The 24,520-nt window shown below is 40.9% G+C and carries 21 protein-coding genes; 14 read left to right on the top strand and 7 right to left on the bottom strand.

Annotated features, from left to right (window positions below; all coding sequences use genetic code 11):
- The first annotated feature begins 138 nt into the window (after positions 1–138).
- Positions 139–1,074 (top strand): DMT family transporter, encoded by a 936-nt coding sequence (locus ABIS04_RS17830; protein WP_350433470.1) that lies wholly within the window; start codon positions 139–141, stop codon positions 1,072–1,074.
- Between the two features lie 55 nt (positions 1,075–1,129).
- Here the strand turns inward: ABIS04_RS17830 and ABIS04_RS17825 are convergent, their stop codons facing one another.
- The 4 genes from ABIS04_RS17825 to uvrA all read right to left on the bottom strand — a co-directional run bounded on the left by ABIS04_RS17825 (position 1,130) and on the right by uvrA (position 7,459).
- Positions 1,130–1,294, bottom strand: a complete 165-nt coding sequence (locus ABIS04_RS17825; protein ID WP_350431946.1) for a hypothetical protein — start codon at positions 1,292–1,294, stop codon at positions 1,130–1,132.
- Positions 1,295–1,478: 184 nt separating this feature from the next.
- Positions 1,479–3,320: a DEAD/DEAH box helicase gene (locus tag ABIS04_RS17820; protein WP_137224841.1), complete on the bottom strand. Its 1,842-nt coding sequence runs from the start codon at positions 3,318–3,320 to the stop codon at positions 1,479–1,481.
- Between the two features lie 250 nt (positions 3,321–3,570).
- Entirely contained in the window at positions 3,571–4,509 is a 939-nt protein-coding gene (locus tag ABIS04_RS17815; protein WP_350431945.1) for a M20/M25/M40 family metallo-hydrolase, read from the bottom strand.
- A gap of 88 nt (positions 4,510–4,597) precedes the next feature.
- Entirely contained in the window at positions 4,598–7,459 is a 2,862-nt protein-coding gene (uvrA, locus tag ABIS04_RS17810) for an excinuclease ABC subunit UvrA (RefSeq protein ID WP_350431944.1), read from the bottom strand.
- Positions 7,460–7,746: 287 nt separating this feature from the next.
- Here uvrA and ABIS04_RS17805 point away from each other — a divergent pair, with 287 nt between their 5' ends.
- From ABIS04_RS17805 to ABIS04_RS17755, 11 genes are all read left to right on the top strand, one after another.
- Positions 7,747–9,114, top strand: a complete 1,368-nt coding sequence (locus ABIS04_RS17805; protein ID WP_350431943.1) for an MFS transporter — start codon at positions 7,747–7,749, stop codon at positions 9,112–9,114.
- Between the two features lie 62 nt (positions 9,115–9,176).
- The gene (locus ABIS04_RS17800) at positions 9,177–9,872 is read left to right on the top strand and encodes a single-stranded DNA-binding protein (protein WP_350431942.1); all 696 of its coding nucleotides are present in this window, start codon (positions 9,177–9,179) and stop codon (positions 9,870–9,872) included.
- A gap of 138 nt (positions 9,873–10,010) precedes the next feature.
- Positions 10,011–10,208, top strand: coding sequence for a DUF6500 family protein (locus ABIS04_RS17795; RefSeq protein ID WP_350431941.1), 198 nt, complete (start codon positions 10,011–10,013; stop codon positions 10,206–10,208).
- Positions 10,209–10,561: 353 nt separating this feature from the next.
- Positions 10,562–11,437, top strand: coding sequence for a VacJ family lipoprotein (locus ABIS04_RS17790; protein WP_350431940.1), 876 nt, complete (start codon positions 10,562–10,564; stop codon positions 11,435–11,437).
- A 3-nt stretch (positions 11,438–11,440) separates the two neighbouring features.
- A complete protein-coding gene (locus ABIS04_RS17785) occupies positions 11,441–11,842 on the top strand; it encodes an ATP-binding protein (protein WP_350431939.1) in 402 nt (133 codons plus the stop codon).
- A gap of 6 nt (positions 11,843–11,848) precedes the next feature.
- Complete coding sequence (locus ABIS04_RS17780) at positions 11,849–12,178, top strand: STAS domain-containing protein (RefSeq protein ID WP_350431938.1); 330 nt, start codon at positions 11,849–11,851, stop codon at positions 12,176–12,178.
- A complete protein-coding gene (locus tag ABIS04_RS17775; RefSeq protein WP_350431937.1) occupies positions 12,171–12,968 on the top strand; it encodes an ATP-binding cassette domain-containing protein in 798 nt (265 codons plus the stop codon). Before ABIS04_RS17780 ends, ABIS04_RS17775 begins: the two co-directional genes overlap by 8 nt.
- A complete protein-coding gene (locus tag ABIS04_RS17770) occupies positions 12,968–13,762 on the top strand; it encodes an ABC transporter permease (protein ID WP_350431935.1) in 795 nt (264 codons plus the stop codon). Before ABIS04_RS17775 ends, ABIS04_RS17770 begins: the two co-directional genes overlap by 1 nt.
- Before the next feature lie 12 nt (positions 13,763–13,774).
- Positions 13,775–14,224 (top strand): outer membrane lipid asymmetry maintenance protein MlaD, encoded by a 450-nt coding sequence (gene mlaD / locus ABIS04_RS17765; RefSeq protein ID WP_137224863.1) that lies wholly within the window; start codon positions 13,775–13,777, stop codon positions 14,222–14,224.
- Positions 14,224–14,799, top strand: coding sequence for a phospholipid-binding protein MlaC (locus ABIS04_RS17760; RefSeq protein ID WP_140235278.1), 576 nt, complete (start codon positions 14,224–14,226; stop codon positions 14,797–14,799). The genes mlaD and ABIS04_RS17760 overlap by 1 nt, the downstream gene beginning before the upstream one ends.
- 8 nt (positions 14,800–14,807) lie before the next feature.
- Positions 14,808–15,965 (top strand): PP2C family protein-serine/threonine phosphatase, encoded by a 1,158-nt coding sequence (locus ABIS04_RS17755; protein WP_140235277.1) that lies wholly within the window; start codon positions 14,808–14,810, stop codon positions 15,963–15,965.
- A gap of 167 nt (positions 15,966–16,132) precedes the next feature.
- On the opposite strand, the gene hmpA is transcribed toward ABIS04_RS17755, so the two are convergent.
- The gene (gene hmpA / locus ABIS04_RS17750) at positions 16,133–17,314 is read right to left on the bottom strand and encodes an NO-inducible flavohemoprotein (protein ID WP_350431934.1); all 1,182 of its coding nucleotides are present in this window, start codon (positions 17,312–17,314) and stop codon (positions 16,133–16,135) included.
- A gap of 187 nt (positions 17,315–17,501) precedes the next feature.
- Between hmpA and norR the strand changes: the two genes are divergently transcribed.
- Both norR and ABIS04_RS17740 read left to right on the top strand, forming a co-directional pair.
- A complete protein-coding gene (gene norR / locus ABIS04_RS17745; protein WP_350431933.1) occupies positions 17,502–19,082 on the top strand; it encodes a nitric oxide reductase transcriptional regulator NorR in 1,581 nt (526 codons plus the stop codon).
- A gap of 175 nt (positions 19,083–19,257) precedes the next feature.
- Positions 19,258–19,992 carry a DUF1499 domain-containing protein gene (locus tag ABIS04_RS17740; protein WP_350431932.1) on the top strand — a complete coding sequence of 245 codons (735 nt, stop codon included), beginning with the start codon at positions 19,258–19,260 and terminating at the stop codon, positions 19,990–19,992.
- A 169-nt stretch (positions 19,993–20,161) separates the two neighbouring features.
- Here the strand turns inward: ABIS04_RS17740 and ABIS04_RS17735 are convergent, their stop codons facing one another.
- Entirely contained in the window at positions 20,162–21,562 is a 1,401-nt protein-coding gene (locus ABIS04_RS17735; RefSeq protein WP_137224875.1) for an AcvB/VirJ family lysyl-phosphatidylglycerol hydrolase, read from the bottom strand.
- A complete protein-coding gene (mprF, locus tag ABIS04_RS17730) occupies positions 21,559–24,114 on the bottom strand; it encodes a bifunctional lysylphosphatidylglycerol flippase/synthetase MprF (RefSeq protein WP_350431931.1) in 2,556 nt (851 codons plus the stop codon). The genes ABIS04_RS17735 and mprF overlap by 4 nt, the downstream gene beginning before the upstream one ends.
- Between the last annotated feature and the right edge of the window lie 406 nt (positions 24,115–24,520).

The raw sequence follows: 24,520 nt of genomic DNA, 5'->3' as shown, positions 1-24,520 counted from the left end.
TTTTGTTCTGCGAACAATCATTGGTTAGTTGAGTAAAATCTTGGTCAAGACTTTGCTCGGTTAATCAGGCAAAATTCAGCCTTAAATAATTATGGACCGATAAAAGTGAATAGTGAACAACAGAGTGCCAATACCCGCATGGGTCTTATCTTTGTATCAATAGCAGTGTTTTTCTGGGGCATTTTGCCTATTGCGCTAAAGTTATCTGGTGGTTTTATTACTCCGGTTACATTAACTTGGTTCCGGTTTGTCATGGCGTTAGGGGTGACGTTATTGATTCAATGGCGACTGGGTGCATTGCGTCAATTTGTTGGGCTTCCGGCATTGATATGGTTGAAGTTACTGTTAGCGGGCGTGTTGCTGATGTGTAACTACGTATCGTTTGTTTATTCGCTGGGGTATTTAGCGCCAGGCACTGCGCAACTCAATTTTCAAACCGCACCATTTTTCTTGGCATTTGGCGGAGTATTGTTTTTTAAAGAGCGCTTTAATGGGTTTCAATTAAGTTGTTTTGCCACCCTTGCATTAGGGATGCTGATGTTTTTCCATCCGCAGCTCGATTTAAATCAAGCAAGTGATCATCAGGTATTGCTTGGTATTATGATTGTGCAGTTTTCGGTGATGTCGTGGACCAGTTATGCTTTATTGCAAAAGTCGGTTAGCCAGTGTTTATCGCCCAGTAATGTGCTGTTGTTTATTTATGCATTAGGGATTGTGGTCATGGCACCATTTAGTCACTTTAGTCAGTTTGAAGCGATGACATTAGATCAATGGTGGATTGTGCTTTTTTGTGGTGCTAACACCTTGATTGCTTATGGCTGCTTTGCTCAAGCTTTACATTATTGGCCTACAGCACAGGTAAGCGCGATGTTATCGTTAACCCCAGTATTGAGTTTTAGTGTGACTGAGCTAGTGGTCTGTTTAGGTTGGTGGAGCGGGGTATTTACCAGCGCTAATATTGATGCGCTGTCATTGATGGGAATAGTGCTGATTGTGTGTGCGGTGTTTGTAGTGCAAATTGTGCCCATGTACCAAAAGCGCAAACAGAAAAAAGCATTCCGAACTGTGTTGTAGTTATTTGAATTGAATGTAAGTTAGTGCAGTGACCGTATGAGTGTTATTGATGCGATTAACTGTGCTGTGCGAGGTAATAAAGCGTTAATCCAAATGTGCCAAAAAATGTGCAGCCAATTATCATCATCCACAGTAATGTTTTATCTTGTTTAGCTGATTGAGCTAGATCCAAAGGTGACGAGCCACCAACTATCTGTAAAATGAAGCCTAAAAAATCCATTTAGGTTGCCTATTGGGTGAGTTAATCCATTAATGGTCAGTGTCGCCAATATTTCCGTAGTAATCAAATTAATTAGTGTTATTTGATTTTATCATTCTTAGCTTATAAATAATGGGTTTAATCAAAAGCGGAAAACAAAAATGGAGCCATTAGGCTCCATTTTTTGTGTCATTCAATTGAATGATTAGCCGTTGTCACGTGGCTTACGTGGACGATCACCTGCAGGGCGATCACCTCGAGGACGGTCACTGCGAGCACGATCGCTACGTGGGCGACGTGGAGCACCTGCGCCACGAGTCGTATCAGCAAATACTTCATCACCAGCTTCACGAATGTTTAAAGGACGACCACATACACGCACTTTTCTTAGGTGCGAAAGGATGTCTTTAGGCATTCCGTCTGGTAAATCAACCGTTGTCACTTGATCGAATAATTGAATTTGACCAATGAAACGGCTATCAATGTTTGCTTCGTTAGCAATTGCGCCAACGATGTTACCTACACCAACACCATTTTCACGACCTACATCGATAACATAACGATTCATTTTCACGTCTGGGTTATCTTTTAAGCCTTCCGCGTCACCAAAACTAGTTGGTGCTGGACGGTTACTACGCTCACTGCGTTCACGACGTGGACGGTCGCTATTACGATCACCTCGGTCACCACGGTCGTTACTACGATCGTCACGAGAATCACGTTGACGCTCGGTAATTGTTGGTAACTGAAGCGGACGCTCTTGTTGTACTTGTTGTAATAATGCAGCAGCCAGTAAGTCAGTATCAACTTCAAGTTGTTGACATAATTCAGCAACGGCATTCTTCATGAAATCTAGATCACCGTTAATGGTTTCTTGGATTTGCTCACCTAAACGAGATAAACGACGCTCTGCAACTGTTTCAGGGCTAGGTACTTTCATTGGCGAAATACGGCTGTTAGTAGCACGTTCGATAGTGCGCAACATACGCATTTCACGATTGGTCACAAACAAGATTGCCATACCAGTACGACCAGCACGACCTGTACGACCTATACGGTGTACATAGGCTTCTGAATCATAAGGAATATCATAGTTTATTACGTGTCCAATACGTTCAACGTCTAGACCACGTGCCGCAACATCAGTTGCGATTAAAATGTCTAATTTACCGCGTTTAAGCTGCTCAACTGCACGCTCACGTGCTTGTTGATTCATGTCACCATGTAATGGTGATGAAGCATAACCACGGGCTTCTAATTTTTCTGCTAATTCAACACAGCTGTTACGAGTACGAACGAAGATGATAATACCTTCAGTATTTTCAACTTCTAAAACACGTACTAACGCTTCTAGTTTATTGTGTTGTGATACTTGCACATAACGTTGGTCGATAGACTCAACAGTTGTCTGGCTAGACGCTATGCTGATATTCACTGGGTTAGTTAAGTGCTTAGCTGCAACGCGCTTAATTTGCTCAGGCATAGTGGCAGAGAATAATGCAAGTTGGCTATCAGAAGGCTTGTGCTCTAATACCCATTCGATATCATCGATGAAGCCCATTTTTAACATTTCATCGGCTTCATCTAATACTAAGGCTTTTAGATTATCTAGCTTTAACGTGCCACGACGCATGTGATCCATTACACGACCTGGAGTACCAACAATCACTTGTGGTCCACGCTTAAGGGCGTTTAATTGTTGTTGCATGCTTTGACCACCGTAAATCGGTAGTACGTGGAAGCCTTTTATGAATTTGGCATAACTGCCAAATGCTTCGGCAACTTGAACCGCTAATTCGCGGGTTGGTGCTAACACTAAAATCTGTGGAGCATTGATTTTCATGTCGATTTTGTTTAGTAAAGGCAGGGCAAACGCGCCTGTTTTACCGGTACCGGTTTGTGCTTGACCGATAATATCTTTACCAGCCATAAGCGGGTCGATACTAGCAGCTTGAATTGGAGTTGGTTTTTCATAACCTAACTCGTCAAGCGAACGCAACAAAGACTCAGACAGGCCGAGTTCGCGGAAAGTTCTTTCAGATGACATTGATTTGTAGCCTTGTGGATGCGCACGAAGTTCGGAAGCTCGTGCTAAAGTTTCACAGACAGAAAATCAACCCCGTGTCGATTTCCCGCGCCGATAAGGGGGCGTATTATAGCAGCAACTCTGTGAGTTGACCACGTAAAAACTGAAAATAAACCTTAATTGGTCTATTCTAGGTTAATATTGGCCTGATTCTTGATTTTTAACATATCTCAATTGATTGAAAAGTGAACATTTGTTGGTGTGGGAAAGGCTATTTAGGAAGCTTGGTCAATTTATCGATACTGAGCATTTGATACACGGTTTCTGCTACTGCGACTATAAAGTCGATATCTAGGGTGTTTATTGTGTCGTCTGGCGTGTGGTATTGCGCATGTGGTGGCACGCCAAAATACACCCAAGCGTAACCCGCTTTATGGAATGGATAATGGTCTGATGCTCTAAGCCAGTCGCTTTTTCTCATTCGTCCACTTAATAAGTTTGTATGATGAGTCTTAATGCATAATTGAGTCTGTTGCATTAATAGAGGCTCAATCGACTCAAAATTTTCAAGATTGTCTTGCCCCTCTAGGTAGATAGCCCTGCGGCGATCAGGATGACCTATCATGTCTAAGTTAACGCTGAGTTCTATGTCCATTTGCGACTGTTGCTGTAATGCTGTCACCAATGCATAGCTACCATATAAACCAGGTTCTTCGGCATCAGTGGCAACAATCATTAAATTAACATCATCTAGTGGCGGAGACTGTTTCCAGCGTTCAGCAATGGCTAGCATGCCAGCAATGCCTGAAGCATTATCATCTGCACCTGGATATATTTTGCTAGCTGTCTGGCCTAAGTGATCATAGTGCGCGGTAATCACTCTCCAGCGATTTGAGTTTTTTTTTGCCGCAATGGTCGCAATGATATTGACCCCAGAAACGGTCGAAAATTGATGTTGAAAACTGAACGGAACTGCAAACGTTGGCTGCCAGGGTTGTAATCCCATCTCTGTAAATCGTTTGATTAAATACTCTCGACTAAGGCGGGCGCCTTCGGTGCCTGTCTTGCGGCCTTGAAATTCAGCGGAACTCAGTGTGGTGATATCTTGAGTGATTTGCTGATGTGCGCTAGACCAATTGGTTATAATATCTGACGAGCATTGGCGAGGTATTTGACTGCAAGCACTGAGTAAGCCGCATACAAAAAACATAACTAACACCTTAAGGTGAGTTTGAGTCGTAAACATAGGGTGTTATCTCCTCTCATTCACCTAAGGTTTGGTATGTGATCTCTGCTTGTTATTTGGCTTTTTTCGCCTTTACCCGTTTGTTGTGTAACGCCAACATCGGCTTTAAGAATCTAGCGGTATGAGACTCTGGGTGCTCTGCTACTTCTTCTGGAGTGCCGGCAGCTAAAATCATCCCGCCACCTGCGCCGCCTTCTGGGCCTAAATCGATAATCCAGTCTGCCGTTTTAATGACATCTAAATTATGCTCAATCACTACCACAGTGTTGCCGTGAGATTTTAAGCGATGTAATACTTCTAACAATAATTGAATGTCAGCAAAGTGCAGCCCGGTTGTTGGTTCATCTAAAATATACAAGGTTTTACCTGTGTCACGTTTAGACAACTCTTTAGCTAATTTCACCCGCTGTGCTTCACCGCCTGATAACGTCGTCGCACTTTGACCTAAACGAATGTACGACAAACCCACATCCATTAAAGTTTGCAGTTTACGGGAAATTGATGGAATCGCATCAAAGTAGCCTCGGGCATCTTCAACCGTCATTTGCAGCACTTCGTGAATGTTTTTACCTTTGTATTTCACTTCTAAGGTTTCGCGGTTATAACGCTTACCTTTACACGAGTCACAAGGCACGTAAACATCTGGCAAAAAGTGCATTTCAACTTTAATTAAGCCATCACCTTGGCAGGCTTCACAACGACCGCCTTTCACGTTAAATGAGAAACGCCCCACTTGGTAACCACGGGTACGCGATTCTTGGGTGCCAGCAAACAGTTCACGTATTGGCGTAAAAATACCTGTATAAGTGGCAGGGTTAGAGCGTGGTGTACGGCCAATAGGGCTTTGGTCAATATCAACCACTTTGTCACAATGATCCATGCCTTCAATACTTTTGTAAGCGGCGGGTTCATCAACTGTGGCGCCATTGAGCATCCGATGGGCTATTTTAAAGAAGGTATCATTAATTAGCGTCGACTTGCCCGAACCAGACACACCAGTCACACAGGTAAACAGTCCAACTGGAATGGTTAAATCAACATCCCTTAAGTTATTGCCTGATGCGCCAAATAATTCAATGACTTTCTTTGGATTAATCGGGGTGCGTTCATCACTAATGTGGATTTGCTTTTTACCAGAAATGTATTGGCCCGTGACCGATTCTTCACAGTTAAGAATATCTTCTAGCGTACCGTCGCAAATCACTTCACCACCATGTACACCAGCACCAGGGCCAATATCAATAATGTGGTCAGCAAGACGGATAGCGTCTTCATCGTGTTCGACCACAATAACGGTATTACCTAAATCACGCAGATGGATTAGGGTTTGTAATAAGCGTTCATTATCGCGTTGATGCAAGCCAATTGATGGCTCATCCAGCACATACATCACGCCCACTAAACCAGCACCAATTTGGCTGGCTAAGCGAATACGTTGCGCCTCGCCACCGGATAAGGTTTCGGCTGAACGCGATAAACTTAAATAATTGAGACCAACATTGACTAAAAAGCCCAAGCGTTGGCTGATTTCTTTTAATATTTTGTCAGCAATTTGTGCGCGTTGGCCTTCAAAGACTACTGTGTCGAAATATTGTTTGGCTTCACCAATCGACCACATTGTTAGCTGCGGTAAATTGAGATCGCCAATAAATACGTTACGGGCTTCTTCTCGTAAGCGCGAGCCACCGCAGCTTTTACAAGGCTGCATATTGATAAATTTAGACAGCTCATCGCGCACCGAGTTACTTTCTGTTTCTCGGTAGCGGCGATCCATATTATTTAAAATGCCTTCAAACGGATGGTTTCGTATCACCACGTCGCCGCGATCATTAATGTATTTAAAGGCGATATTTTGTTTGCCTGATCCATGCATCACAATCTTTTTGATTTTATCGCTAAGTTCTGCAAAAGGTGTTTCTACATCAAACTTATAATGTTCAGCAAGTGAGCTGAGCATTTGGAAATAATAAAAGTTTCGTCTATCCCAGCCTCTAATGGCGCCACCGGCTAATGATAATTCATCATTAGTGACCACTCTTTCTTGGTCAAAAAACTGTTGTACCCCTAAACCGTCACAGGTTTGGCAAGCCCCGGCCGGATTGTTAAACGAAAAAATACGCGGTTCAAGTTCAGCCATTGAATAGCCACAATGCGGACACGCGAAATTAGCCGAGAATATCAGCTCTTCAATACTGTTATCTTCCATGCTGGCAATTTTTGCGATACCACTAGATAGTTCTAATGCGGTTTCAAACGACTCAGCTAAGCGCTGTTTCATGTCTTCGCGTACTTTGAAGCGATCGACAACCACTTCAATAGTATGTTTGATGTGTAAATCTAATGTTGGTGGATCGGTTAAGTCACATACTTCGCCGTCAATTCGAGCGCGGATGTAACCTTGTGCCGATAAGCCTTCAAGCAGTTTAACGTGTTCACCTTTACGGTCATTAACCACTGGCGCAAGCAGCATTTGACGACTGTCTGCCGGTAATGCTAATACTTTATCAACCATTTGGCTGACAGTTTGCGCCGACAACGGCTGATGATGTGTCGGGCAGCGAGGCTCACCCACACGGGCAAACAATAAGCGTAAATAGTCATAAATTTCGGTAATGGTCCCAACCGTAGAACGCGGGTTGTGGGAGGTCGATTTTTGTTCAATAGAAATGGCGGGGCTTAAGCCTTCAATATGATCAACATCGGGTTTTTCCATTAAGCTCAAGAATTGACGCGCATATGCCGACAAGGATTCGACATAGCGACGTTGCCCTTCTGCATACAAGGTATCGAAGGCTAATGATGATTTTCCTGAACCAGATAACCCGGTAATGACAATAAGTTTGTTTCGGGGGATGGTGAGATTGATGTTCTTCAGATTGTGGGTTCGGGCACCGCGTATTTCAATTTTATCCATCTCTTCACTCTATGACTTATGTAAAACAAAACAACAATTAGTATCGCATAGTTTGTTGGGCGACTTCATATCAATTTTGACTATCTTGGCTTTATCCCCAAACTACTTGAACTAAGCATATTCAGCTAGCTTAGGTTTATGATACGCCCAGAACAGGATAAAAGTTTAACATGTGCAGATAAAACATCTTATACCAAAACTGTGATTTCCTTTTGAGCTAATTAATGACGGTGTGGTAATATGCGCAACTTATAATATTGTTGAATAACTTATCAAAGGGCAACAGCATGGCCAGTAATGGACTGTCAGGTATGGAAAAAAAGGTCGCATTTTCGTTAGCCGGTGTGTTTGGTTTACGAATGATGGGACTGTTTATGATAATGCCTGTCTTCGCGCTGTATGGTCAGCATTTAGAAGGCTTTTCACCGTTATGGGTAGGTATTGCTATTGGTGCTTATGGATTAACTCAAGCTTTTTTACAAATTCCTATGGGTATTTTGTCTGACAAATACGGACGTAAACCGATTATTCTCGGTGGCTTAGTCTTATTTGCGATTGGTAGTTTAATTGCCGCATCATCTGATCATATTTACGGCGTAGTATTTGGTCGTGCAGTTCAGGGAATGGGGGCCATTGCCGCGGCTGTATTAGCGCTTGCTGCCGATTTAACCCGAGACGAGCAACGCACTAAAGTCATGGCGATTATCGGCATGTGTATTGGTTTTTCATTTGCATTGTCATTATTGGTCGGGCCGATAGTGGCACAGTATCTGGGGTTAACAGGACTCTTTTTGCTAACCGCAGTATTGGCGGTATTAGGCATGTTGATTGTGCAGTTTTTTGTCCCCAACCCAATTAGCCAAGCGCCTAAAGGCGATACGGTAGCCACACCAACAAAACTAAAACGTATGTTGTTAGACCCACAATTATTTCGCTTAGATGCTGGCATTTTTATTCTGCATTTGGTGTTAACTGCGGTGTTTGTTGCATTGCCGCTAGATTTGGTTGATGCCGGTTTAGCAAAAGAAGAACATTGGATGTTGTATTTCCCAGCTTTTGTAGGCGCGTTTTTCTTAATGGTGCCGCTAATTATCATTGGGGTTAAACGTAACAACACTAAAACCATGTTCCAAATATCATTGGTGATAATGATGCTATCGCTTGGGATGATGGGGTTTTATGCTAATAACATTTGGGTACTCAGTGCTGCCGTAGTGTTATTTTTCACTGGGTTTAACTATCTTGAAGCATCATTGCCGAGTTTGATTGCTAAGTTTTGTCCTGTCGGTGACAAAGGTTCGGCTATGGGTGTGTATTCAACTAGTCAGTTTTTAGGCGCATTCTGTGGCGGCATGTTAGGCGGCGGAGCTTATCAACTCGTCGGCGCATCAGGGGTGTTTTTTGTTGCTCTTGGATTAATGTGTGTGTGGTTACTTTTGACCATCGGCATGCAAAAACCTGTGTTATTAAAAAGCTATACCCTTGAAGCAACTATAAAAGATAAATCCGATGCGCAAAATATGGCCAGCAAACTTTCACAGTTAATTGGTGTCGTTGAAGCCATTGTGGTGCTCGAAGAGAAAGTGGCTTATTTAAAGGTCGATGATAAATTCAATTTAAGCGAAGCGCGAGCTGTGTTAGGCTCTGTGAATTAGATCGTTTTGATCACGCTTAGTATTCAGATAAAGTAAATAGACAAAAATTTCAGGAGATTTCGATGGCCAGTCGTGGTGTGAACAAAGTAATTTTGGTAGGTAATTTAGGTAAAGATCCTGAAGTTCGTTATATGCCAAACGGCAATGCTGTCGCTAACTTTACCGTAGCGACAAGTGAATCGTGGAAAGACCAGCAAGGTCAAACACAAGAGCGTACCGAGTGGCACAATATTGTGATGTATCGTCGCCTTGCAGAAATTGCTGGCGAGTACTTAAAGAAAGGCTCTAAAGTTTATTTAGAAGGCAAATTGCAAACCAGTAAGTGGCAAGATCAGACTACCGGTCAAGACCGTTATAAAACTGAAATCAACGCTATGGAAATGCAAATGTTAGACAGCCGCAACTCAGGCGATAATGCCGGTGGTGGTCAATATCAAGGACAAAATGCAGGGCAACAACAGTCTCGTCCCGCACCAGCTGCTCAAGCTCGTCCGCCGCAAGCGCAATATAATCAAACTGCGCCAGCCGCAGGTAATGCTGCTTACCAAGCACAGCCAAATGCTGGCCAACAAGGTGGTTATCAGCAACAAGCTGCGCCTGCGCAACAAACTGCACCAGCATATGCACCAAAGCCTGCCGCTGCACCACAGGGTAATTTTCAACCACAAAATGCCCCAGCACAGCGTCCAGCACCACAGCCACAACAAAACTTCACTCCAGATTTAGATGAAGGCTGGGATGACGATATTCCTTTCTAATTCACAGTAAAAGTACAAATGTTAATTTTGATGATTTAAATCAATAATAAAAATCACTAAAGCCCTAATTTATTAGGGCTTTTTGTTTTCAAAACGCTAACGAATTATTGCTAGCGGCGTCATATGTTTGGATAGATAATGAGAGCTGAACTAAAATCGAAAATTATTGAAATATGTGATAGAAAAATCGCGCTGAAAGGCGATAACGTTGGTTTATCTTTTTATGCCTTCTTTGCCAATAAAAATGACACTCCAGAACTATTGATGGAAGTGGCGACATGGTGGATTCAAACTCATCAGTTAGATCATTTTGTTAAGGCACATGAAATAAAATAAATGATGATTGATGGTGTGTAATTAACGCTAATGTTCCTTAGGCGGCGAATGAGCTGTGACCAAGCGAGTATTTTAAAATAGATTTAGTCTATTTTTGACGCCACTTCGTATCTACACGTTATTAGTCATATCACCTGGAAATCTGTGACGTCGTATTGAGATCATTTTATGTAAAAATTTAGTTGATTTTATTATGGTATACGTCATTTTTGAACGTTCAATCAAAATTGTGTTAAGGCTTTTCATTGCTTTAATGATATATTTTGACCCTTGGGCACTGTTAAAATAGTAAATGCTAGGTTGAATACCGATATGGCGAGTACAAATTTTTCAAATAGAAGCTGGAGGAAAGGGTGAACATAACTGGTCGACTATTAATTATTGTGGCCACTCTGCTATGTTTTAGTGGATGTGCGAGTACTTCCACGCCAGGTGACCCATTCGAATCTGTTAATCGAAAAAGCTGGGATTTTAATTACAAGATCATGGATAAGCATGTAGTAAAACCCGCAGCAAAAGGTTATGAAAAAATCCCTCAGCCTGTTCGAAAAGGTGTGTCTAATCTGCTATCGAATTTAAGCGAGCCTCTTTACGCGGTAAATAACCTCCTACAGTGGAAAGTCACCGACAGTGGCAGCAGTATTTTACGTTTTGTGGTCAACTCAACAATTGGTCTAGTGGGTATTTTTGATCCTGCTACCGATATGGGGTTACCACAGAAACAAGAGACCTTTGCACAAACCTTTGGTGCTTGGGGTGTCGGTAATGGGCCTTTTGTTATGTGGCCTGTTTATGGTGCCAGTACTGCGCGTAATACGGTGGGGGATTTTGTCGATGTTTTTGTCTATCCTTTGTCACTGCTTACGTTTGAACAAAGGTTAGGTAAATTTACGCTTGAAGGTTTAGATAGCCGGATTGAATTTCAGCAATATGAGCCCATGTTAAATGGTTCGTTAGATCCATATGGTTATGTAAAAGATGTCTATCTGCAAAGAGATGCATACTTGGTCAGTGACGGTAAAGTAAAGAAAACTGAAGCTGATACCTTTGATGAAGAGTTCGATAATGAACTACTAGATGATGAACTCTTAGATGACGAACTCATAGACGCTGAGCCGCTAGACGATCACACTCTAGACGATCAAACTTTAGACGTTAAACCATTAAGTGATAAAAAAAGTGACAACAAAAAAATAGACAATAAAACTGATATCAAGAGAACGGACTAGCCAATGTCAAACATCAAAACGTTTTCATCTTGTACGAGTGAATTAAAAAATATTCGCGGATTTGTAGTAGATGCATGCCACGATTTTCCTTTTAGCGAAGATAAAGTCAATGAAATCGTATTAGCGGTCGATGAAGCTTGTGCCAATGTTATTCGTCATGGTTATCACATGTCGAACAAAGGCTGCTTAGAACTAGAGATAAGCAGTGGTGATGATCATGCGCTATTTGTGATTAAAGATGTGTGTTCGCAGATTACAGGCAAGCAATTAACACCTCCTGAAAACGATTTATGTGAGCCCGGTGGACTAGGCCTTTGCCTCATTTATCATGTGGCTGAAACGGTAAGGTTAATACCCCATAATGGCAAAGGTAATTGGCTAGAACTGATGATAAAATTTGGGTGACATGAAATGAATATTGAAATTGAAAAATATAATAATTACCAAGTGATTAAACTTTATGGCGAAGTTGATTTGAGCAACTCGCGTAATATTAAACTCGACATTATAAAATTAATTAAAAGTAAAAATAACATTATCGTTGATTTTACTCATCTGCAATATATCGACAGCTCTGGTATGGCGTCATTGGTAGAGGCGTTCAACGAAGCCAAAGAAAACGATACTGAATTTCATATTGTTGGCGCTAATGGTTCACCGCTTCAAGTACTGCAATTAACCCGTTTAAACACAGTGTTTAACCTAGCTGACTCAGTTGAAGTTGTGGGTAACAATGGTTAAACCTATTATTACTGTAGAGCATTTATTTGCCCAATATGGTGACACTCATGTACTCAAAGATGTCAATTTAGAGGTCAACACCGGAGAGATTTTGGTGGTAATGGGCGGTTCTGGCTCAGGTAAAAGTACCTTACTCAACCATATGCTTGGGCTTAAAACGCCAAAGTCAGGCACTATCATGATTGATGGTGTGAATATTTTTAAGGCCAAAAATAAGCAATTACGCAACTTGCGTAAAAAAATGGGCGTGGCTTTCCAAGGTGGCGCCCTGCTAAGTTCGTTAAATGTGGCAGATAACGTCAGACTTCCTTTAGAACATAATACGTCATTAGATACCCAAACTATTGATATTATGGTGCGGATGAAGCTTGAACTAATGAATATGGCTGACACGGGTCATCTTATGCCCTCTGAACTATCTGGCGGTATGCTAAAGCGAGCTGGTTTAGCTAGGGCCGTGATTATGGACCCTAAGCTACTGTTCTTTGATGAGCCTTCGGCAGGGCTCGATCCTACTACCGCAGTAGAATTGGATGAGCTTATTTTAACCCTAAGGGATGCCATGAACATGACCATAGTGGTCGTGACTCATGAGCTTGAAAGTGTGTTTAAAATTGCCGATAGAGTGGTGGTTTTATTTGACGGTGAAGTGGTTGCTAACGGCACGGTTGATGAAATTAAAAACTCACCAGATGAACGAATTCAAAACATGATTAATCGTCAACCGAATACCCACAGAGATGATGGTGAGGTTTACTTTAATCGTTTATTAAATAAGGAAAAAAATTAATGGAAACCTTATTTAATTCGATCAGTAAGTTAGGCGCAGCGACGCGGAAAAATATTGATAGCTTAGGCTTAGCGACATTATTTTTATTACGAATTATTAGCAGCTTATTCACTGGGCTGGTGTCATTTAAGCAAGTGATTAAGCAAATATACTTTATTGGTAATCGGTCTTTAATTGTCATTGTTGTGGCTGCATTATTTACCGGTATGGTAGTGGCTTTGCAGTTTTACGATACCTTAGTGCGATTCGGCTCGGTAGATTTATTAGGTTCGGCGGTTGCCTTGAGCCTGATTAAAGAATTAGGTCCGGTGATGACCGCATTAATGGTGATTGCACGAGTAGGCTCTGCCACCTGTTCCGAAATTGGCATTATGCGCAACGAACAACAATTTGATGCGCTTGATTGCATGGCTATTAATAGTTACCGCTATGTCATGTTGCCACGACTACTAGCGGCATTGATTTGTGTGCCTATTTTAACGGCTTTGTTTGACTTGGTGGGTATTGGCGGTGGTTATATTGTTGGTATCCATATCCAAGGCGAAAGTCCTGGTGCATATATTCAAGGGGTATTAGATACGATTAGCTTTAAAGATGTGCTGGTCGGTCAAATAAAGTCGATAGTATTTGGGTTGTTTATTATGTGGATACCTTTATATTACGGCTATTATTTACACCTAAACCAAAAAAATATGGGCGCAGAAGGCGTCAGTAATGGCACCACTCAGGCAGTGGTAATGAGTGCAATTATAATGTTGTTTAGTGACTACATCGTTAGCTCATTAGCGCTATAACTAGAGGTAACAATGAAAAATAATTACGTCAATTTTCTCGTCGGCCTGTTTGTGTTATTCGGGATTGGGGCCTTGGTATTTATGTCTGTTACCATTGGCGGGGCATCGGTTACCAATAGTGGTAAATATACCTTAGTGGCAAAATTTGAAAATTCTTCAGGTTTAAAAGAAGGTGCCTTTGTTGAAATGTCTGGGGTACGCGTTGGATTAATTCAATCAATTAATTACGACCCTAAAGCGTATGAGTCTGTGGTGAAAGTGTCATTAGATAATACGATTACTGTGCCTGATGACTCGGTCGCCTCTATTCGGACATCTGGCATTATCGGTGACAGATTTCTTAAAATATCTAGCGGTGGTTCAGATATTAATATGGAAGATGGTGATGAGTTTATTGATACTGAATCATCTATCAGCATTGAAGAGTTAATTAGCAAATATATGTTTAGTCAGGATAAATAATGAAATCGATAATTTTTTTACTTATGATGTTAGTGATGCCGTCTTTAGCTTTAGCGGCACAAGAACCGACCGAACGCGTTAAATTGGGTGTGGCAGATATCATTGGTATTGCATCAGATAGTGCATTGTCAGTTGAACAGAAAAAACAATCACTCAGTGATGTGATTGAAAAGCATGTAGATATACAAGCCTCGGCACAACGCGTGTTAGGTAAGTACTGGAGACAAGCTAGCGATACTGAAAAACGTCAATTTATGGTGTTATTGAAAGGGGTGTTAGTCGATACTTATATTGTATTGTTAGAACAATATGATCATCAAACGGTTGATTACACCAGCGAAACCATTAAGAAAAAGGTTTATGCATCGGTAGATACTGAAATTCATACCAAAGAAAATATCATTCCGGTTTCTTATCAGCTTTATCAACGTAATAACGAATGGAAAATTTACGATTTTGTTGCTGAAGGTTTATCGATGATCCGCACCTTTAGCAATGATTACCAAAGCACCTTGAAAAAAAGTGGTGTCAGTGGCTTAAACGAAGCCCTTACAGCTAAATTAGCCCAAGGATAAGGTTGCCCTTGAAGATTGATAGAGCGTTAGCTAACAGCATCATTGATGAAACGTTATGGTTTAAAACGAATTTAGCCATCACGTTAAGTGACTATAATTATTACTTAATTAAAAAAAATGGCCAAATAAGCTGTAACTTTTCATCCTTATGCGATGAGCATTACAGCAAGCTCTATAAGCAGTTTCAAACCTTGAGATTACAGCACAACATTGCTGAAATTTTGCCATTAAATGATGATGGCAAGATGTGTTGGGGGCTGCCTTTTGGCACAGAATCGACCTTATATGAGTGTATTATCCTGCTTGATTCACCCTCAGGCCATGAGTCACACCATATTAGCTCACTGTATTTCAAGCTAATGTATCAGTTAAAAAGCTTCCAGTTTTCTGAAGTGTCTTCACAACTCAATGCGGCCCAAGTATGGATCCGCGAAGAGATAGAAGAGATTTCACGCTTGCAACAGTTGATGTTGCCAGACAAAGGTATTGAGCTTAGTTCTGTCAGAATGGCTTATACCTATAAAGCAATGAAAGGTGCGGGTGGTGATTACTTAGACATTGTTGATATTGGCAAAAATCGTCCAGAAGCCCAAGGCGATATAGGAATGATTATTGCCGACGTATCGGGTCATGGCCCTGCTGCTGCAGTAGAAACTGCGATGATTGATGCTATTTTACGTACTTTTGAACCGAAAAATTTAAACAGTAGTTCTTCAGAGGTGCTTAATTATATCAATCAACACTTCTTCACTAAAAAGCCCCGCGGCAGTTTTTTAACCGCCACAGTAATGCGTTATAATTTCAAAGAAAAAGAACTTATTTATGCTAATGCCGGCCATCCTCATGCGTATTTGAAAAAAGCTAATAGGCTTGTAGCCCTAGATCAAGGTGGAATTCCGATTGGGGTGCTGCGTGAGCAAAATTGGGATACTTACCGGGTTAGCGTTGATGTGGGTGATATCTTGTTTGTGTATACAGACGTGGTCATCGAAACACAAAATGCCCACAAAGAATTATTTGGTTTCGATCGCTTAGAAAAAGCAATCAGCGCAGCACCTGATGAACCCGAGGCGATGCTGGAGTTTCTAGAGCAGCAAATGAAACAGTTTTGTGGTTTTTCTGAATTTCAGGATGATTTGACCATGTGCGCTATTCAGTTTATTTAAGATCATTCACTCAATATTTTTTAACGAGTTGAATAGCTAGTGGAATAACGAGTTGGATGATGATATTTCGTTCTGACGAATACGTAATTAAAATGATTGAATAAGATTAATTCTACAGGTTAATAAAAAGCCCTGACCTAATGTTCAGGGCTTTTTTTCTTGAACTATTAAGCGGTTAATGCTTCAGATGGGCCAAAGAATTCATAATGAATTTGGTTTTCTGGTACACCTAAGCTGGTTGCGATGGCCAATGCTGCTTTCATAAAACCAGTAGGACCAAGCAGGTAAAATTCTACATCGCGGTCTGCAGGTAATTGTTCTGCAATGAGTGATGCATCAATAAACCCTGTTGCATGGGGTTGGCAATCTGGTTCTGGTTGGCTGTATATGTACAGTGGCTTAATATGGTTGTGGGCAGTAGCAAGTTGGTCGACATGCTGTTTAAACGCATGGACATCGCTATTAATGGCCGCATGAATAAAGCGAATATCGCGTCCTGAACCAGCTTCAGTATTTAGCATACTAATGGCTGGCGTAATGCCTACACCACCAGTTAATAAAATTAATGGCTTAGTATTTTTACGTAAGATGAAATCACCACTTGGGGCACGTAATTTCACTTTATCGCCTAACTTAATATTGTCATGTAAGTGATTAGATACCACACCATTTGGCTCACGTTTAACGCTAATTCTTAAGTAATCTTTACCGGCAGCATCAGACAAGCTGTAGTTACGACGCATCGATACACCGTCAATATCGTCAAATACTAGGGTTAAAAACTGTCCGGCTTCAAAGCTGGGTAAGCCGTTATCATCAGCGGGTTGGAAGTAAAAAGAGGTAATAACCGAACTTTCATCTACACGTTTCACTAATGTGAAGTCACGCTCGCCGCGCCAGCCACCGGCTTTCTGTTCGTTATCCGTGTAAATTGATTCTTCGGCAGCAATCAAAATGTTGGCTAATTGGCCGTAAGCTTTGGCCCAAGCGTCAATGACTTCGTCTGTTGCTGCATCACCGAGTACGGTTTTAATTGCCTGCAATAAACAGCTGCCAACAGCGTCATATTGTTCAGGCAAAATACCCAATGCCACATGTTTTTGAACAATTTTACTGACAGCTTCACTCAAATTACCTAATTCATCAATATTGGCACCGTAAGCGATAACAGCGTTAGCAAGTGCTTTAGGTTGAGTGCCTTTGCCTTGGTTAGTTTGATTGAAATAAGGCAATACTTCTGGATGCTGTACAAACAGTAATGGGTAAAAATGACTGGTGATATCATTAGCGTAAATTTGCAGTGCTGGCACGGTAGCCTTAATAATTTGAACAGTTGCAGTGTCTAACATTCATGATTTCCTTTTTGAATATAAAATAGCGATAAGCTTCAATCAATTACCTTGTATCTCTAGACATTACACATAACGTGCCAATGTTTATCAACCTGATTTATAAAGGATAAAATCTCTAAAGGTTAATTTGACCTAGATCAATAAGTATGTCAAATTAACCTAAATTAGGTTGATTTGACTTGTTATGAATATTGTTCCCTTTATAGACATTGTAGAAGACTTAAATCGTGACCTGATAAAATCGGAACGATACTTACGGCTGATTTTAGCGATTCAGCGCGCTATCCCATGTGATGTGGTGGCCTTGTTGAAACTTAAACATGACCACTTAGTGCCAGTAGCCGTTGTAGGGTTAAAGCAACAAGCTCTCGCCAGACAGTTTTCGATTAACCACCATCCACGTTTACAGCAGATTTTGGCTAACCCACACATTACCCGCTTTGATGCTGAATCGACACTGCCCGATCCCTACGACGGTTTAGTCGATGATGGTAGTGAACAATTGCACGTGCATGACTGCATGGGCAGTACTATTTTTATTGATGGTAAAGCTTGGGGCGTTTTAACCCTAGACGCGATGAAAGCGGGTAGCTTTGATTCGCTTAACCCAACAGAAACCCGCGCTTATATTGCTGCTGTGGCTGCTGCTATTAAAACCAGTGAACATATTGAAGCGTTAGAGGTTCAAGTTGAGCGCAACCATCAAGTGGCTCAACACATGTTAGCCACAACGGGACCGTCGACTATTATTGGTAATAGTGCCGTCATTACGAATTTATTGTCAGAGATAAATACCGTTGCCGCCAGCGATCTATCGGTATTAATTACTGGTGAAACTGGTGTGGGTAAAGAGCTGGTTGCCAAAAGTATTCATCAGCAATCACGTCGCAGTGAGCAACTGCTAGTGCAAATTAACTGTGCAGCATTGCCAGAAAGCATTGTTGAAAGTGAACTATTTGGCCATGTAAAAGGCGCATATTCTGGTGCGGTAAGCGATCGTCGTGGCCGTTTTGAATTGGCTGATGGTGGTACGTTATTTTTAGATGAGGTGGGTGAGTTACCACTTGCGGTACAGGCTAAGTTATTACGTGCATTGCAAAATGGTGAAATTCAACGTGTCGGTAGCGACAATATTATTGTGGTGGATGTCAGAATTGTGGCCGCAACCAACCGTAATTTACAGCTTGAAGTCAAAGAAGGTCGCTTTAGGGCAGACTTATATCATCGCTTGAGTGTATACCCTCTTCCAGTGCCGCCATTACGTGAACGTGGTAAAGACGTTATTTTGCTGGCGGGCTATTTTTTAGAAAAAAGCCAACATCAGCTTGGGGTCGCTAAACTAAGATTACAACAAACAGCAATTGATCAGTTAACGCAATATCATTGGCCTGGTAATGTGCGCGAGTTAGAGCATGTGTTAAGCCGTGCAGCACTTCGTGCCACTAGTGAGCAAGGGCATCATGCCAGAATTATTAGTATCAGTCGTGTTCATCTCGGGTCAGAGTTCGTTGTGAGCCATTCTGTAGCACCAGCAATAGCCGAGATTGATAATACCAGCAACGCTAATGCCGCTGCCGCATTATCGCAGGTATTAACCCTTGGACTACGAGATTCAACCGATGAGTACCAACGACAAATCATACAAACAGTGTTAGCGAACGAACGAAGTAATTTAGCCGCCGTTGCCAGGAGTTTAAAGCTAGACAGAAGTAATTTAATCCGCACCATGCGCCGCTTAGGACTTGACCCCAATACGGCATATTAAGAGTGAAGTATCCAAAACAGTGGCGTGAGCGGTTAATCACCTCATCTGAAGTCATCTCGTTCAGAAGTCATGACGATTTGAGGTTAATTAGAATATTTTTTATTCAGAAATTAGTTCCAGTAAATCCAGGTCAATATACACTGGGTTAATTAGAGTTACATAAAGGATTGATGTGATGCAAAAAAGTAATATAGGTAATATCGCGCTGATTGTTGCCATAGTCGCTGTATTGGTTGCTGCTTTAATGGTATTTGGCTCTTCACTGGGATTGTGGGAGCCGATAGTCGGCTTTATAGCCAGTCGTAATTACAATAACCTGTTGGGGTATGTGGTAGTGGTTGTCGCACTGGTAGCATTGGTTATCACTCTTGTTACCAACAGTGGTACTAAGGGAAAGGTTAAGTCGATTGTGGCATTATTACTTGGCATGGGCATATTGTCGCCAAGCATTATCGCAATGGTGGGCAACCCTGTTAAATACCCACCTATTCACGATATTACTACCAATATTCAATCGCCACCGCAGTTTGAGTTTTTAACTGACAGCCGGATTGGAGCGAAAAATACTTTGGTTTATGGTGGAGAAGATATCGCCGCGCAGCAACGACAAGCTTTCCCTAATATTCAACCTATTACGTCAGATTTATCGGTTGAAGCGGCTTATCAAAAGGCATTAACTGTCGCGAAAACCATGGGATGGACGATTGTCCATCAAGACCCAAAAGCACTGCGCTTTGAAAGTACGGCAACAACGCCTTTTTTCAATTTTGCTGACGATGTTGTGGTTGTTGTGTCTACATTAGAACGGGGCAGTCGCATTAATTTACGCAGCGTGTCGCGGATTGGCAAAGGCGATGCGGGTGTTAACGCAAAGCGAATTCAAGAATTTAGTCAACGTTTCAGCCAATGATTTAGCGTCTGTGTTTCGCGCTAGAATATACAGATTGTTATCTATAGAGGGAGCGTGAACGCTCCCTTTTGCTTTAATCTGTTGAGGTTTATTAAATCTATTTTGCAGGCTGAATGATGTATACAAAATTATGATTTATCGAGACTAAATGACAAGGCTAAATCATTATTTATTGAATATGTTCCAAAATAATGTGGACTAACTTTTCGTAATCACCCGAAAAATGGTGTCCGCCTGACATTTCGACAATATGAAAGTTTTCAGGGTTTAATTGGCTACATGTGGTGAGTGGTTTCTCATCGATACCGTACACACAAAGAATATTTTGGTCGGTGAGTTTCTGCATTTCTGGTATCACGGCTAACTCAGTATCATGATTATTTGCCATTAGCCAGTCGCTAACATGAAATTGAAAATCGACAGTTTTCGACTGGCCAAGTACCACCATTTCTTTTACCAAGTTTTTCTCGCTTATGGTTAATCCATTTCTCATAAAAGGTAATACATCCGCTCCCCTAGAGTAGCCAATAAGTATCACTTGTTTTCGACTCCATAGGTTTGTGTAGTATTTAATAACATTGCCAAGATCTAAGGCTGCTTGTTCGGGTGATTTGCGATTCCAAAAATACTGTAATGAATTGAAACCAACAACCGGGATCCCTTGTTTATTGAGGCTTTCACCAATTGACTTATCTATACCAGCCCAACCGCCATCACCGGTTAATATAATCGCAAGTGGCTGGTTTTTATTGCTGGTGGTCGGTAATTCAATGAGGGGTAAATCATTTAAGCTGTCTGGCTTAATAGTGGCATCAGTTTTCAATTCTTTAGCCGCTAATTGATTAAATGCTTGCTGAAATTGGGAAAACCAATTTTCTGTAACCGCAAATCCATGGCCAACTTTGGGTAACATCACTATGTTTCCATTACCGACTTTTTCAACGTAATCTTTGGTGATTTGAGCATTACAAACTTGATCATTCTCTCCTTGTAACGCAAACCAAGCACTCGGTAGCTGCTTATTGATATCGAATAAGTAGTTATTCTTAAGTTTAGGGTCCTTGCGCCATGAAAGACTTCCATTGCCTTGACATAGCGGTTTATCCAGCAGTAAGTCAGGGCAGAATCCTAAACTAATTCCGCCTTGAAATGTGTTTGGAGGTGACTGAGCCAGTACAGTATAAACTAATGTTGCACCAGAAGAGTACCCAACTAAAACGGGGAGGGAGTATTGTCTAAACTGATATTTTTGCTGTAAATATTGGCTAAGTGATTCAAAGTCTGCAGCGGGATAAGAGCATTTTCCTTTTTCATTACCAATGACTTTTAAGTAATGGGTAATATCAATCGCTGCAACCATTGCCCCAGTTGTGGCTAACTGTTTTACCATATCGATAAAACCGATATCCCAGCCACCATCGCCAGACACAAATAACACTAACTGGGTTGGTTTTTGATTATGATTGTAAATATGGATGTCGCCAAACCCACCGTAATTAACGATTTCCTGTTGTTCTGCTTGCACCGCACTAGAGATTATTAATATCAGTATGAAAATCAGTTTACTCATTTCTTCAACGCTCCCATGAATGTTCCACCAGAGATTAAGCTTGTTATGCTGAGCATTACCGGCAGTAAACTTAAGCTGTTTGGTAATGCTAAATAGCGAGATTCCCAAGTAGGGTCAAATTTTTCTTTATAACGACGTAATCCTTCAAAGTTATATAATTCACCGCCGCTTTCGAAGATAATATGGCCAACTTTGTGCCATAGCGGTGCTAATTCATGGGTGTCTAATCCAGATAAAGGTGCCATGCCCATATTAAAGTGTTGATAGCCTTGCTCCTTGCCCCATAGCATCAATTTTATGGTTAACCACTCCATCACGCCTGTAGGTGCCTCATCTGTGAAACGCATTAAATCGATGGATAACTCATTTTTATTGTCTGTTTGCCATAAGTTAGCAAAGGCCACAATGAGGTCATCTTTTTTTACAACGGCGCAAGGAGTTTTTACAATGTAACTTTCATTGAAAAATCCCAGCGAAAATTGTTTTTCGTGGGTCGATTTATTTTCTAACCATTGATCAGAAACGTTTTTTAACTCCACTAAATGTTCAGAAACCTGCGAGCAATTTAACACTTCAAAACTGATATTTGACAGTTTTTTCATCTTATTATCGGCTTGGCGTAAACGGCTACGGGAAGAGCCTTCTAAGCTAAATTCAGTAAGATTTACCTTACCTTCTTCTCCTAGTTTGATGATCACTAATCCCATGTCTAAATAAAAAGGTAGGTTAACTTTAGATATTTGATAGCACGCCAACTTAGCCGATTTTTTATCCGCCATATCTCGTAACTGCCATAACAGATCTTGTTGTTGTATTGGGCAACCGACTGGATCACCCATGACGATCCAATATTTAGCCGTCATGCCATACATTAGAAACGATTGGTTATCCTTACCGATTAAAATGAGTTTATCGCCAAGTAAGGCTAAGTGAGGGTTAGTGTCATTGGCGCCTTTTATTAGAGGCAACAATGTTTGAAGCAATTCTGGACGAGGGGCTACATATCTAGCTTTGGGGCTACGCAATAATTTTAAGGCTATATAAGCGATTAAAATAGCAATAATAATAATGCTTGAGCGCAAAAAGCGTGATACGTCGTTACTAAATGCAAACTGCCACCATAATCTATTATGATATTCGACGTGTTTAAATGAAAAAAAACCGATCCAAATAGTTGATACAGCTATCAGTATTATAAGAATAAACCACGAGTTAGAAAAGGCGGAGTCGATAAGTGTAGACTCTCGATAAAAATGTGATCGCGTGGGTAACATCAACAATAACATGGTGCCAATAATGAGTGCTTCTTGCCAATCGCCTCCTTTAGTTAATGACAATATAACGCCGGCGCAAAGTAGTGTAATAGATGCATAGTAAGAGGCATTTACGCGCCGTCTTACAGCCCCAGCCAGCAGTAATAACAACATCCCCACAATACTGTTTAATATGTATGATATTTCAACCACAGAAAGCGGAATAATTTTTCGCAATCCATTCATCACTTGGCTATCACTTGGCGTCGCACCTGAAAATAGCATTATTCCGCCAGCAAGCAGCATCAATAACCCAAAGACTTGTGGAGTATTTTGGGTGATTAGGCGTGATGCATTTCCGACAGCACTATTGATGTTTTTCAAGCGGACAGAAAACTCAAAACAAAGAATGGCAATGCCAGATAATAACAGTGGTATGAAATAATAAGTAATACGATACAAGATCATCGCTGATATTAATTCTTGGGCAGGGAATGCGTGGCCTAATAAAGAGATAAATACCGCTTCAAAAACGCCCAAACCTCCGGGTACTTGGCTATACAAACCTACAGCCTGAGCGATTAGAAAAACCAATAAAAAAGTAATGAAAGAAATATCAATGTGTTGGTGTAGAAAAATAAACAGCACGCTAGAAGCTAAAATCAAATCTACAGCAGCAATAGCTGTTTGAGCGAGTGTCATGTTGATGCTTGGTAAGGTAATTTCAAAACCTTTAAAAGAGAAAGGTGTTTTTTTTGTGAGTATCAGCACCCAATATGCAATGAGACTTACCGCCGCAAGATAAATCACCCAGTTAACCGCATTATTGGTGGTTATTGTAACAATATCTCGATTAATCAGTATTATATAAGCAAGCACTGCGAGTGTTAATGTGCCTAAAAAAAACATGATACTAATAAAAATGGATAGTTTTATGAGTTCAATGCCAGTAATGCCTAATATGCTATAAAAACGATAACGGACTGACGGGCCTGAAATAAGGGCGTGACCAATATTATTACTAATTGAAAAACCAATCATCGACGCTAAAACCACTTTGCCTTTAGGGAGTTGTTTACCTAAGTACTTTAACCCTAAAAAATCGTAACAAGTAAGGGTTAAATAATCGATTAAAGTGATGAAGAGGGCCAATAAAAATGTACTGAGATAGGTGAGGTTAATCGTTGAAACTATGGTGGCATAGCTCACGTTATCAAGCTCATAATGGACAACAAGTATCGCTACAATAAATAAAAACACACCTAAAAATGGCATGATTTTTTTAACCAGTTGTAACATTTTGAGCACCTGTAATAAGTAGTTTGCTACTGCCCTCAAAAGACTTTACCAATTGGCGTATTAGTATCTATTCATACCCAACGGTTGGTATTTTGCTAGCTTATTTAAGCTAGATTCTGTTATTTTGTTAACACTAAATTTTGTTCAAAACTGGTTTCATTTTTTGCATGATATAAGCCAATTTTTACTTCTGCATTTTACGTTACGCCTTAAGTTATTTTTGTGCTAATTAATTTTAATTCAGCAATTATTCTCGTTCAGTACAGGCAAAAATAATGCTAATTAACTTAATGCCATTCGCTTAATAGTGAATGACATTTTATCGTCTGTTTGAGTACCTCCTTCGGATAAAATTTTCTTTTCCTTTGTTCAAGTAAAATTAGCCATTTACCATTTCATCTCATTA

This window comes from Shewanella sp. H8 (assembly GCF_040285065.1).
In the GTDB taxonomy this organism is placed as follows: domain Bacteria; phylum Pseudomonadota; class Gammaproteobacteria; order Enterobacterales; family Shewanellaceae; genus Shewanella; species Shewanella polaris.
This window is presented reverse-complemented; position numbering and strand designations above follow the sequence as displayed.